This is a genomic window from Microbacterium pumilum, assembly GCF_039530225.1.
In the GTDB taxonomy this organism is placed as follows: Bacteria; Actinomycetota; Actinomycetes; order Actinomycetales; family Microbacteriaceae; genus Microbacterium; species Microbacterium pumilum.
In genome coordinates, this window is the sequence record NZ_BAAAOH010000001.1 from 2661494 (window position 1) to 2673971 (window position 12478).

At 69.6% G+C, this 12478-nt stretch carries 12 protein-coding genes and 1 tRNA gene; 8 read left to right on the forward strand and 5 right to left on the reverse strand.

Annotated features, from left to right (window positions below; translation table 11 throughout):
- Window positions 1-2 precede the first annotated feature (2 nt).
- On the reverse strand, window positions 3-608 hold the full coding sequence (locus ABD188_RS11810) for a histidine phosphatase family protein (RefSeq protein ID WP_344062294.1): 606 nt from the start codon (window positions 606-608) through the stop codon (window positions 3-5).
- A gap of 49 nt (window positions 609-657) precedes the next feature.
- Window positions 658-1509 (reverse strand): Sir2 family NAD-dependent protein deacetylase, encoded by an 852-nt coding sequence (locus ABD188_RS11815; RefSeq protein ID WP_425561345.1) that lies wholly within the window; start codon window positions 1507-1509, stop codon window positions 658-660.
- Window positions 1510-1584: 75 nt separating this feature from the next.
- Here ABD188_RS11815 and ABD188_RS11820 point away from each other — a divergent pair, with 75 nt between their 5' ends.
- Complete coding sequence (locus ABD188_RS11820; RefSeq protein WP_344062297.1) at window positions 1585-2394, forward strand: TrmH family RNA methyltransferase; 810 nt, start codon at window positions 1585-1587, stop codon at window positions 2392-2394.
- Between the two features lie 16 nt (window positions 2395-2410).
- Here the strand turns inward: ABD188_RS11820 and ABD188_RS11825 are convergent, their stop codons facing one another.
- Window positions 2411-3271 (reverse strand): SGNH/GDSL hydrolase family protein, encoded by an 861-nt coding sequence (locus tag ABD188_RS11825; RefSeq protein ID WP_344062300.1) that lies wholly within the window; start codon window positions 3269-3271, stop codon window positions 2411-2413.
- A gap of 149 nt (window positions 3272-3420) precedes the next feature.
- On the opposite strand from ABD188_RS11825, the gene ABD188_RS11830 reads away from it, so the two are divergent.
- On the forward strand, window positions 3421-5304 hold the full coding sequence (locus ABD188_RS11830; RefSeq protein ID WP_344062303.1) for a DEAD/DEAH box helicase: 1884 nt from the start codon (window positions 3421-3423) through the stop codon (window positions 5302-5304).
- A 125-nt stretch (window positions 5305-5429) separates the two neighbouring features.
- Complete coding sequence (locus tag ABD188_RS11835; protein WP_344062306.1) at window positions 5430-6518, forward strand: VIT1/CCC1 transporter family protein; 1089 nt, start codon at window positions 5430-5432, stop codon at window positions 6516-6518.
- Between the two features lie 9 nt (window positions 6519-6527).
- Here the strand turns inward: ABD188_RS11835 and ABD188_RS11840 are convergent, their stop codons facing one another.
- Window positions 6528-7046 (reverse strand): hypothetical protein, encoded by a 519-nt coding sequence (locus ABD188_RS11840; RefSeq protein ID WP_344062309.1) that lies wholly within the window; start codon window positions 7044-7046, stop codon window positions 6528-6530.
- 247 nt (window positions 7047-7293) lie between these two features.
- Here ABD188_RS11840 and ABD188_RS11845 point away from each other — a divergent pair.
- The 3 genes from ABD188_RS11845 (at window position 7294) to ABD188_RS11855 (ending at window position 9664) form a co-directional block, all read left to right on the forward strand.
- Window positions 7294-7378 (forward strand) — tRNA-Leu (locus ABD188_RS11845).
- A gap of 110 nt (window positions 7379-7488) precedes the next feature.
- Window positions 7489-8790, forward strand: a complete 1302-nt coding sequence (locus tag ABD188_RS11850; RefSeq protein WP_344062312.1) for a M20/M25/M40 family metallo-hydrolase — start codon at window positions 7489-7491, stop codon at window positions 8788-8790.
- Window positions 8791-8839: 49 nt separating this feature from the next.
- The gene (locus ABD188_RS11855; RefSeq protein ID WP_344062314.1) at window positions 8840-9664 is read left to right on the forward strand and encodes an undecaprenyl-diphosphate phosphatase; all 825 of its coding nucleotides are present in this window, start codon (window positions 8840-8842) and stop codon (window positions 9662-9664) included.
- A 91-nt stretch (window positions 9665-9755) separates the two neighbouring features.
- Here the strand turns inward: ABD188_RS11855 and ABD188_RS11860 are convergent, their stop codons facing one another.
- Complete coding sequence (locus ABD188_RS11860) at window positions 9756-10619, reverse strand: PAC2 family protein (protein WP_344062316.1); 864 nt, start codon at window positions 10617-10619, stop codon at window positions 9756-9758.
- Window positions 10620-10756: 137 nt separating this feature from the next.
- Here ABD188_RS11860 and ABD188_RS11865 point away from each other — a divergent pair, with 137 nt between their 5' ends.
- A complete protein-coding gene (locus ABD188_RS11865) occupies window positions 10757-11443 on the forward strand; it encodes an HAD family hydrolase (protein ID WP_344062318.1) in 687 nt (228 codons plus the stop codon).
- A complete protein-coding gene (locus ABD188_RS11870) occupies window positions 11440-12447 on the forward strand; it encodes a tRNA (adenine-N1)-methyltransferase (protein ID WP_344062321.1) in 1008 nt (335 codons plus the stop codon). Before ABD188_RS11865 ends, ABD188_RS11870 begins: the two co-directional genes overlap by 4 nt.
- The last annotated feature ends 31 nt before the right edge of the window (window positions 12448-12478 follow it).

Below are 12478 nucleotides of genomic sequence, written 5' to 3' on the forward strand. Positions count from 1 at the left end.
GCCTAGGCGGTCGCCGACGCGTACGACAGCAGCTGCAGCCGCTCCCGCTCGTAGAGCAGGGTATGTGCCGACCCGTTCGCGAGCCGCTCGCCCACCGCCGGCAGCTCACCTGCCGTCGCGTGGCGGATCAGCTCGCGGATCATCGCACCGTGCGTGACGACGATGACGGATGCCGCGAGCGGCGCCGTTTCGCGGCGTGCATCGCGCACCACGTGGCGCAGCGCGCGCAGTCCGCGGGCCCGCACGTGCGGCCACGGTTCTGCGCCGGGAACGTCGGCGTTGTGCCAGTCGCCCCACCGCGCATGGAACTGCTCGGCATCGATTCCCTCGGCTTCGCCATAGGCGCGTTCGCGAAGGTCGGGGTAGAGGCGCGAGACCTGAACGCCCAGGTCGGCAGCGATGATCTCGGCCGTCTCACGGGCTCGCGACAGATCGCTCGCCACCACGACCACCGGCGCGTCGACATCGAGCCCGGTGCGGAGAGCGGCCGCGGCATCCCTCGCCTGCTGCCTGCCGACGTCGTTCAGGGGGATGTCGGTCGACCCCTGGATGCGGCGCGTGCGGTTCCACTCGGTCTCGCCGTGCCGGACGAGGGTCAGAACAGTCATGCGTCGAGCCTAACTGTGACTTCAGATGCGGCGGCTCGCGGCACATCCATCACAGGGTGGCCGGGAGGGCCGCGGCGAGCGCCATCAGCACCTCGCTCGTGCCGGCGTCGATCTTGACCGTGGCGTGGACGTCGGCGCGAGTCGCGCCGCGGTTGACGATCACGACCGGAAGGCGACGTCGGCGGGCCCGTTCCAGCAGGCGGACGCCGGAATTGACGACCAGCGACGAGCCTGCGATGACCAGCGCCTGGCTCGTCTGCACCAGCTGCTCGGCCTCACGGAACTTGCCTGCCGGAATGAACTCGCCGAAGAACACGACGTCCGGCTTCAGCATCCCGCCGCAGTTCGTGCAGTCCGGAACCACGAACCCCTCGGTGGTCTCGGGCGCCACGTCTCCGTCGGGACCGAGGGCGATGTTCTCGGGGACGCGGATCCACGGGTTGTCGGCTTCGACACGTTCAGCGAGATCGCGGCGGTCGAACACCTGGCCGCAGTGCGTGCAGAAGACGCGGCGCATCGTGCCGTGCAACTCGACGACACGGCGACTGCCCGCGCGCAGGTGCAGTCCGTCGACGTTCTGGGTGATGATGCCGGTCGCGACTCCCTGACTCTCGAGATCAGCGAGCGCAACGTGCCCCGCGTTCGGCTCGGCGGCGGCGAACGCGCGCCAGCCGAGGTGGCTGCCCACCCAGTACCTGCGCCTCGCCGCGTCATCGGCCAGGAACTGCTCCACCGTCATCGGCGTCCGCACGGGGGCGCCCTTTCCGCGGTAGTCGGGGATGCCTGAGTCCGTCGAGACTCCGGCGCCGGTGAGCACGGCGACTCGGCGCCCAGCCAGGGCGGCGATGGCTTCCGACACGCGGTCGGTGGCGGCGGCGTCGAGCTCAGTCACGGTCGTCACCCGATCACCCCCTCGGGACCGAGTGTAGGCGTCGCGGTTTTCGGGGATGTTTCGGGGCTCTGCCAGAGTTGTGCCGTGCGCATCGAACAGGTGGGATCGGCCGACGACGAGCGCCTTGCGGATTACCGCGATCTGACGGATGTCGCGCTGCGCCGCATCCTCGAGCCGGCAGGCGGACTTTACATCGCTGAATCGACGAAGGTCATCTCTCGCGCGCTCGGCGCCGGACACCGTCCGAGGTCGTTCCTCGTGCAGGAGAAATGGGTGCCGGATGTCGCGATACTCACGGCCGATCATCCCGATGCCCCCGTGTTCGTGGTCGCGGCGGACGTCGCCGAACAGCTCACCGGGTACGCCGTGCATCGCGGTGCGCTTGCGGCGATCCACCGACCGCCGCTCGCATCCGTCGCGGACATCGTCGCCGGCGCACGGCTCGTCGTCGTGCTCGAAGACCTGGTCGACCATACGAATGTGGGGGCGATCTTCCGTGCGGCGGCCGGCCTCGGCGCCGACGCCGTGCTGGTGAGCCCGCGCTGCGCCGATCCGCTCTACCGCCGGAGCGTCCGGGTGAGCATGGGGACGGTCTTCCAGGTGCCGTGGACACGCCTTCCGCCGTGGCCAGAGGCGGGCGCCATCCTGCACTCGGCCGGACTGCACCTCGCAGCGCTGGCCCTGGCCGACGGCGCCGTGTCGCTCGACGACTTCGCCGCGGCGCGGCGTGAGCGAGTGGCGCTGCTACTCGGCGCCGAGGGCGACGGGCTCAGCCGTCGCGCGCTCGCGGCGGCCGACACCGTGGTCACCATCCCGATGGCGGGCGGGGTCGACTCGCTCAATGTCGCCGCCGCCAGCGCCGTGGCGCTGTGGGCGCTCCGCCCCTCGCCGTGACCGTGGAGGGTGTCGCCTAGACCGTCTCACCGCGCCCGACGGTGGGGTCCTCGGCAGGTGCGAGCGTCGTGATCGGGAGCGGATCCGGACGCTTCGCCGTGATCTCGTCGCCCGATGACTGGTGCCGCACCCGCCGCAGCACCCACGGCACCAGGTACTCGCGCGCCCACACCAGGTCCACGGCGCGGGCTTCACGCCAGGTGCGGCGGGGGAGCGGGTCGGGCTGCATCGGCTGCAGGTCGTTCGGCACGTTCAGCGCTCGCAGCACCATCCTGGCCACTTCGTGGTGACCGAGGGCGTTGTAGTGCAGGCGGTCGTCGTCGAAGAAGCGCATGTCCTGCACCTCTTTGAGCGCCCACTGGTCGGCGACGATGCAGTCGTACCTGTCGGCGATCGCGCGGATGTTCTCGTTGTAGATCGCGACCTTGCCGCGGATGCCGCGGAACACCGGCGTGAAATCGGTGTCGATGCCGGTGAACACGACGAGTGTCGCACCATCCTGAGACAGCCGCACCACCGCGTCCTCGAAGAGCTGCGCGACGGCATCCGGGTCCGATCCGGGGCGGATGACGTCATTGCCGCCTGCCGAGAAGGTGATGAGGTCGGGCTTGAGGGCGATCGCCGGTTCGATCTGCGTGTCGACGATCTGCCGGATGAGCTTTCCGCGCACCGCGAGGTTCGCATATGCGAAGTCGTCGACCTGCCGCGACAGCACCTCCGCCACGCGATCCGCCCACCCGCGGTGTCCACCTTGAAGGTCAGGCTCGGGATCGCCGATTCCCTCGGTGAACGAGTCGCCGAGGGCCACGAAGCGGCGCCATGGGTGCGGGCCTGGATTGGGGATGTAAGGGGTGCGATTCTCGTCGGTCGTCGTCATTCGTGTTCTCCCGGTTCGTGACCGGAATTCAGGCTATCGCTGTGCACGGACGTCCCGCTGCGGTGTCGCCGAGCCCGCACGTCGCACGGCTCGTCTAGGGTGGTGACTCGTTGTGCGCGGCGGACGCGCGACGTGGGCGGGAGGGGCCGATGGACGACGACGCGCTCCTCACGGCTCACGAATCGGCGGTCGACGGCGACCGGGATCGGCACGCGGGCGGCGAGAGCCACTTCGGGACCTTCGCAGCCGAACAGCTCTCGCCGGCATATCCGCAGCGCGCTCCATGGGGCACCGCCGAGCGGCTTCGCGCGTGGCAGGCCGAAGCACTCGATCACTACTTCAGCCTCGACGGACCGGATGGCCCGGGATCGGGCCCCCGCGACTTCCTCGCAGCGGCCACCCCCGGCGCCGGAAAGACCACGTTCGCCCTCCGTCTCGCGAGCGAATTGATGCGTCGGCGGGTCATCGACCGGATCGTGGTGGTGGCGCCGACCGAGCACCTCAAGACGCAGTGGGCGGATGCCGCAGCCCGCGTGTCGATCCGGCTCGATCCGGCGTTCAGCAACCGGCATGCGGCGCCCGCGCGTCAGTACCACGGCGTCGCGGTGACGTACGCGCAGGTCGCGGTCAAGGCGACGGTGCACGAGCGGCTGATCCTCGATGCGCGCACTCTCGTCATCCTCGACGAGGTGCACCACGGCGGTGACGCCCTCAGCTGGGGCGACGCGCTGCGCGAGGCCTACGACCGCGCGACGCGCCGCTTGCTGCTGTCGGGCACTCCGTTCCGCAGCGACACCGCGCCCATCCCGTTCGTGGAGTACCACCCCGACGAGCACGGCATCCGCCTGTCGCGCACGGACTACAGCTACGGCTATCGCCGGGCGCTCGAAGACGGCGTCGTGCGTCCGGTGATCTTCCTCGTCTACGCGGGGCGGATGCGGTGGCGCACCCGCACCGGCGACGAGATGGAAGCGCAGCTCGGTCAGGACAACACGAAGGACATCACCGCCCAGGCATGGCGCACCGCGCTCGACCCTGAGGGGGAATGGATTCCGGCCGTCCTGCGGTCCGCCGACCGTCGCCTGAGCGAGGTGCGCGAGCAGGTGCCGGATGCCGGTGGCCTCGTGATCGCGACCGATCAGACCGCGGCGCGCGCCTACGCCGAGATCCTGCGCGGCATCACCGGGGAGGAGCCGGCCGTGGTTCTCTCCGACGAGGCGGAGGCGTCATCCCGGATCGAAAACTACGCCACGTCGACGAAGCGCTGGATGGTCGCCGTGCGCATGGTGTCAGAGGGCGTCGATGTCCCACGTCTCGCGGTCGGAGTGTATGCAACCTCGGCGTCGACTCCGCTGTTCTTCGCCCAGGCGATCGGCCGCTTCGTGCGGGCGCGCCGTCGCGGCGAGACGGCGAGCGTGTTCCTGCCGAACGTGCCCCAGCTGCTCGCGCTCGCCGGCGAGCTCGAGCGACAGCGCGACCATGCCCTCGACCGCGACAGTGAGGGCGACGAGGAATGGGGCCTCGATGACGACCCGCTCGATGCCGCGGAGCAGGGGGAGTCGGCATCCGACGCCCTCACGTACGAGTTCACCTACAAGGCGCTCGGCTCACTGGCCCATTTCGACCGCGTGCTCTTCGACGGCAAGGAGTTCGGGCAGCTCGCCGTACCCGGCACCCCGGAGGAGGAGGAGTTCCTCGGACTCCCCGGCCTCTTGGAGCCCGAGCATGTGCACGAACTGCTGCTCCAGCGGCAGGCGCGACAGGGTAGGCACCGTCATGCGCGAGAGGCGCGCGAGGCGGCCGGCGGAGCATCCGATGAGCGAGCGGTGCCGGCACCGCTTCACCGCACGCTCAAGGAGCAGCGCCAGCTGCTGAACAGCCTCGTCGGCCTGTATGCCCGCCAGTCCGGCGAGCCCCACGGAGCCGTCCACGCCGAGCTACGGAGGCTCTGCGGCGGTCCCGCCGTCACCCACGCCACGGTCGCGCAGCTGCAGGCTCGCATCGACCTGCTGCGCAGCCGCGTGAGGTCCTAGCGTCGGGCGGACCACGACCGTTCGGAAACCCGAAATGCTGGCAATCCGCGGCTTCGCGGGCTGTGACATCCGCGCCCTCACTACCGTGGAGGGGTCCCCGTCACACCGCCGCTCCGGAGGCTCACTTGCGCGCGCCCGCCGAACCCACGCCCCACGACCGACGTCGCTGGGCGAAATACCTCGTCAATGAGCGCGCCGAGGCCCACGTGTATCGCGAGCTCGCCGCGCGTCGCACGGGTGAGGAGCGCGACATCCTGCTCGCTCTCGTCGATGCGGAGGGTCGCCACGAAACCCACTGGCTGACCCTGCTCGGCGGCGAGCCGGCACGATTGCCGCGGCCCGACGCCGGCACGGTGCTGATCGGATGGCTCGCCAAGCGGTTCGGTTCGATCTTCGTTCTCGCGCTTGCACAGAACGCCGAGGCGCGATCGCCCTACGAGTCCGAGCCCTTCGCGACACCGGCGATGGCGGCGGACGAGAAGATCCACCACGAGGTCGTGCGCGGGCTTGCGGCCCGCGGTCGGCGCCGGCTGTCGGGCACCTTCCGCGCGGCGGTCTTCGGCGCGAACGACGGGCTCGTCTCGAACCTGGCGCTGGTGATGGGCGTCGGAGCAACCGGTGTGCCTGGGCAGTTCGTGCTGTTCAGCGGCATCGCGGGGCTTCTCGCCGGCGCACTCTCGATGGGCGCGGGCGAGTTCGTCTCGGTCCGCTCGCAGCGCGAGCTGCTCGAAGCGACCGAGCCGAACAACTTCGCAGACAGCGTGCTGCCCGACCTCGACCTCGATGCCAACGAGCTCGCGCTCGTCTACCGCACCCGTGGGATGTCGGCGCCCGACGCGCTCGCGCGCGCACGCGAGATCGTCGAAGACGCTCAGCAGTCCGACCGATCGCAGCCGTACCGGCGCCCCGCCGAGGTCGCCGACGATCACGAAGTGGTCGGCAGCGCCTGGCGCGCTGCGCTGTCGAGCTTCCTGTTCTTCGCGTCGGGCGCCATCGTTCCGGTCCTGCCGTGGATCTTCGGCCTCTCGGGCTTCCCCGCGGTGATCACGGCGCTCGTGCTGGTAGGAATCGCCCTGCTCGCGACCGGAGCGGCGGTGGGACTGCTCTCGGGCGGTCCGCCGCTGCGCAGAGCCGTGCGTCAGCTGCTGATCGGCTACGGCGCCGCGGCCATCACGTACCTGCTCGGACTGCTCTTCGGAGTGTCGATGGGATGATCGGGCGCGCTAGTCGAGCTCGGCGCAGATGTCGCGGGTCCGGCCCGATGAACCGGTGATGGTGAAGACATCATCGGCGGTCGCGGTGAAGGTCACCCGCCCGGTGTACAGCGTCGTGGATGCCCCTTCGGGATCCTCCTGCTCGGAGATGAGGATCACGGTGTGCCCGGTGTTGACGACTGCGTACGACCCGTCGGGATTGAAGGACTGCTGCGTCGAGAATCCATTGCTCTTCAACGAGACAGCGTCACCCGTGGCGACCCTGGTGAACGTCAGAGCGGAGCCCCTGCCGGCCTGGATGGTGCGGACGGTGTTCCCGTCAGCGTCTGTGAACACCTTCTGCACGGTGTGGGCGCTCGGTGCGATCGTCACAAGCAGGGCGAATTCGCACGCCACGCCGGCGGGAAAGGGGATGTCGAAAGGCGTGGGCGGCACCGGAGGAGCAGCCTGTGCCGACAGGGACGCGCCTGACAAGGCGGCGGCGAGAAGAGCGGCGGCGACAACACGGCCACGCGTGCGAAATGTCATGACTACCTCCGGAGATGCGGGCGGTGCCGTTGACGTGGCTGATCGAGCGAGGAGCCGGACGCAGCGGAATCGCCGTCGATGGACTGCGTGAACGCCAGGATCCCACTCGATCGGCGCCGTCACAAGGAGCGCACGACCGCCGCCATTCTGGGGAGCGCGCGTCTGCGAGCAGATGACGGCTCCGATTCTGTGTGTCCGCGTGGACATGGTAATGTCGATCCTCGGTTGCGAAACCGAAATACACCTTGCGCGGGTGGCGGAATAGGTAGACGCGCTAGCTTGAGGTGCTAGTGCCCGTATAGGGCGTGGGGGTTCAAGTCCCCCCTCGCGCACGAAATGAAGATGGCCCCCGAAAGGGGGCCTTCTTCATTGCGCGGACGAGGATGTCGGAGGAAACCCCGGCGTAACAGGGCTGTTCGCCGGGCCAGGTAGCGTTGTCGGCATGCCCTCGCCCGACCCTGCTCTCCCTGAGGTCGTCTCGATCGCTCGTGATCTCATCCGGTTCGACACCACGAACCACGGCGGTGGCCGCGCCGCCGGTGAGCGCGAAGCCGCCGAATACGTCGGCGCCTATCTGGCGGCGCTCGGACTGACGCCCGAGTTCTACGAGCCGGTTGCACGCCGCACGAACGTCATGGCCCGCATCCCCGGCCGCAACCGCGACAAGCCCGCGCTCGTGCTGCACGGCCACCTGGATGTGGTCCCGGCGATCGCCGAGGACTGGAGCGTCGACCCGTTCGCCGGCGAGATCCGCGACGGCATGCTCTGGGGCCGCGGGGCCGTCGACATGAAGGACATGAACGCCATGATCCTGACGTCCGTCGCCGACATCCTCCGTTCCGGCGAGCAGCCTGAGCGTGACCTGGTGCTCGCGTTCTTCGCGGATGAGGAGAACGGCGGCGTCGAAGGCTCGGCGCTCGTCGTGCAGAACAAGCCCGAGTGGTTCGACGGCGCGACCGAGGCGATCAGCGAGGTCGGCGGCTACTCGATCGCGGTGGGTGATCGCCGTGCGTATCTCCTGCAGGTGGGCGAGAAGGCACTCGTATGGATCCGCCTGGTCGCTCGCGGACGGGCGGCGCATGGCTCGAGCTTCCACGGCGACAACGCGGTGACCAAGCTCGCAGCAGCCGTCGCTGCCCTCGGGAGCACCGAGTGGCCCGTGCAGCTCACCGACACGACGCGCGAGATGGTGGCCAGGCTGGGGGTTCTCACAGACACGGCGTCCGACGACCCCGACGCGCTCGCCGCTGCGACGGGCGCGGCAGCCGGATTCCTCCGTGCGACGCTCCGCACCACCACCAACCCCACAGGTCTCACCGCGGGGTACAAGCACAACGTGATCCCGGATCGCGCCGAGGCCCTCATCGACGTTCGCGCGCTTCCCGGCACCGAGGAGGCGGCGCTGGCCGACATCCGGCGCATCGTGGGCGATGAGGTCGAGGTCGAGGTCGTCCACCAGGACATCGGGCTCGAGGTTCCCTACGAGGGCGATCTCGTCGACGCGATGGTGGAAGCGCTGGGGCGTCACGACCCCGGCGTTCCGGTCATCCCGTATCTCATGGGCGGCGGCACCGACAACAAGGCGCTCGCCTACCTCGGCATCGCCGGCTACGGCTTCGCGCCGCTGCGGCTCCCGGCTGATCTCGACTTCACCGGTATGTTCCACGGCGTCGACGAGCGGGTGCCGCTCGACGCGCTCGTGTTCGGACAAGCCGTTCTCACCGACCTGCTCCGCACTTACTGACGAAAGACGGACGCCTCGCCCGTGAGGCTCCGCCGACCGAAAGGCATCCATGCTCATCGAGGCGATCATCCTCGGCCTAGTCCAAGGGCTCACCGAGTTCCTGCCCATCTCGTCGAGCGCGCATCTGCGGATCGTCGGGGAGTTCATGCCCGGCGCGCAGGACCCCGGCGCCGCATTCACCGCGATCACGCAGATCGGCACGGAGGCTGCGGTCATCCTGTTCTTCTGGCGCGACATCGTGCGGATCATCGGCCATTGGTTCAGGGCCCTGTTCGGACGGATTCCGCGCAACGACCCCGATGCCCGCATGGGATGGCTCATCATCATCGGAACCATTCCGATCGTCGTGCTCGGGCTCCTCTTCCAGGATCAGATCGAGACCACGCTGCGATCGCTCTGGCTCGTGGCGGGCATGCTCATCTTCTTCGGAGTCCTGCTCGGCATCGCCGACGTTGTCGGGGCCAAGAAGCGCCAGCTGAACGACCTCACGGTCGGCCACGGCATCATCTACGGCTTCGCGCAGTCACTTGCGCTCATCCCGGGGGTCTCGCGTTCGGGTGGCACGATCACGGCCGGGCTGTTCCTCGGGTACGAGCGGTCGGCGGCGGCGCGCTACGCGTTCCTCCTCGCGATCCCCGCGGTGCTCGGCAGTGGCTTCTACCAGCTCTACAAGAGCTGGGACGAGCCCGGAGTCTTCACGCTCGGCGAGACCGCCGTCGCGACGGGCGTCGCCTTCGTCGTTGCGCTCGGCGTGATCGCGTTCTTCATGAGCTGGATCTCGAAGCACAGCTTCCTGCCGTTCGTGATCTACCGCGTTGCGCTCGGCTCGCTGATCCTGATCCTGCTGGCCACCGGCGCCATCCAGCCCCTCTGACGCTTCGACGGGCTCAGCGACCGGCGGGAGCACAGCGATCGGTTGGCGGGCTCAGCGACCGGCCGGGGGCTCAGCGACCGGCCGGCCAGTGCTACCGGCGCGGGTCGTCGCGTCCGGGCTTGGTCGGCCCGTCGCCGCCGCGGCGGAGGTAGCGCTCGAACTCCTGCGCGATCGCGTCGCCGGACGCTTCGGGGGAGTCCCATGTGTCGCGGGTGCGTTCGAGCTGCCGGATGTACTCCGTCATCTCCTCGTCATCCGCGGCTGCGGCGTCGATGGATGCCTCCCAGGCGGCCGCTTCGGTGGAGAGGTCACCACGGGGCACGGGGGCTCCGGTGAGATCCTCGAGGCGGTCGAGCAGCGCGAGTGTCGCCTTCGGCGAGGGGGTGTGACCGGCCACGTAGTGCGGCACACTCGCCCACAGGCTCGCGGACGGGATGCCGGCGGCGTCGGCCGCGTGACCGAGCACGCTCAGGATGCCGACCGGTCCCTCGTACGTGCTGCGCTCGAGTTCGAGCGACGTGCGCAGCTGGTCGTTGTCGCTGCCCGCGAACACCGAGATCGGACGCGTGTGCGGTACATCCGACATCATCGATCCGATCGCCACCATGCCGGTGATGTCCTCGCGCAGCGCGACGTCGATGGACTCCGTCGCGAAGGCCTGCCAGGCGCGTGCGGGCTCGACTCCGGTGAGCAGCCACAGCTGCGTGCCCCGCGTGCTGCGGACCGGTTTGAGCAGCGTCGCCTCCGGCCAGCGCAGCGTCCGCTTGCCCTCGCCGTCGATCGCCATCTGCGGGCGGGTGTACTGATAGTCGAAGTACAGCTCGGGGTCGATCGAGAAGACGGGTTCGTAGGTTCCGTTCTCGCGCAGATGGGCGATTGCGGATGACGCGGCCTCGCCGGCGTCGTTCCACCCGTCGAACGCGGCAACGAGCACTCTGCGTCCCAGTCCGTCCACGCGACCTCCTCCGCCCGCCCAGCGGGCTCCTTCCAGGATAGGCCCGCGCTCCCGTGGCGGGGCGCCTGCGGTCCCGGCGAGCCCATGAGCCCGGTCCCACGCGGGTCGCGCTGACGGCCGGTCGGTAGCATGGACCGGTGAATGCGCCTCCGCTCGCCGCGGTCCTCTGGGACATGGACGGCACCCTCGTCGACACCGAACCGTATTGGATGGCGGCGGAGACACCACTCGTCGAGAGCTACGGTGGCAGCTGGTCGCACGAACAGGCGCTGGGCCTCGTCGGGCTCGGCCTCGAGGATTCCGCCCGGATCTTCCAGGAGGCGGGCGTGCGCATGGGGGTGCGCGACATCATCGACCACCTGACCGATGAGGTGATGCGGCAGCTGAGCGAGACCGGCGTGCCGTTCCGCCCCGGAGCTCGCGAACTCCTCGCCGGGCTGCGCGCCGCGGGCATCAAGACCGGGCTCGTCACGATGTCGATGCGCCGGATGGCCGACACGGTGGTCGACCTCATCGAATTCGAGGCATTCGATGTGGTGATCGCGGGGGATGAGGCGACCCGGCCGAAGCCGTTCCCCGATCCGTACCTCCAGGCGTGCGAGGCGCTCGGCGTCACTCCTGAGGAGACGGTCGCGATCGAGGACTCGCCCAATGGACTCCGGTCGGCCGTCGCCTCGGGTGCTGCGGTGATCGGCGTCCCGTTGATGGTGTCCATCGCCGGTGCCGGCGCCCACGCAGTGTGGCCCACGCTCGAAGGACGCACGGCCGACGACGTGGCGGCGTTCCACGCCGGCCATTTCACAGCGAAAGCGGGCCTTCGATGATCGGGCGACCCAGCGGGCCCTTCCGGGTCGGCGATCGCGTTCAGCTGACCGGGCCGAAGGGGCGGCTGTCCACCATCACGCTCCGCGAGGACGGCGAGCTGCACACGCACCACGGCGTGCTGCGCCACACGGCGCTGATCGGCCAGCCCGACGGGTCCGTCGTCGCGAACAGCGCCGGACACGAGTATCTGGCCCTCCGTCCACTGCTGCGGGATTTCGTGATGTCCATGCCGCGTGGCGCGGCGATCGTCTACCCGAAGGATGCCGCACAGATCCTCGCCGAGGCCGATGTGTTCCCGGGCGCGGTCGTGGTCGAGGCCGGGGTGGGCTCGGGCGCGCTCTCGCTGTGGCTCCTCCGCGCGGCAGGACCGACTGGTCGGCTCCTCTCGTTCGAGCGGCGACCGGAGTTCGCCGACGTGGCGCGGGCGAACGTCGAGACCTACCTCGGCGACACTCCCGAGAACTGGGATGTCGTCGTCGGCGACCTGGTCGAAGCACTTCCTGCAACGGCCGCCCCGGCATCCGTCGACCGCGTGATCCTCGACATGCTGGCGCCCTGGGAGTGCATCGAGGTCGTCGCCGACGCGCTCACCCCCGGAGGCGTGGTGCTCTGCTACGTCGCCACGGCGACCCAGCTGAGCCGCGTGGCGGAGTTCATCCGCGGCACCGGGCTGTTCACCGACCCTGAGGCGAGCGAGACCATGGTGCGCGGCTGGCACGTCGAGGGCCTCGCGGTGCGTCCCGACCATCGGATGATCGCGCACACCGGCTTCCTGGTGTGGGCTCGGCGGCTGGCACCCGGCGCGGTTCCGCCCGAGGTCAAGCGGCGCGCGTCCAAGTCGAGCTACGGCGACGAGGACGTCGAGCTGTGGACCCCCGGCGCCGTCGGCGATCGCCAGATCACCGACAAGAACCTCCGCAAGCGAGTGCGCGAGGCGCAGCGCGCGGCGGATGGCGCACGCCTGGCAGCAGGTTCCGAAGCACCCGGACCGGTTGTCGAGTAGCGCCGCGGGCCCCGACCGGGACACCATCTAG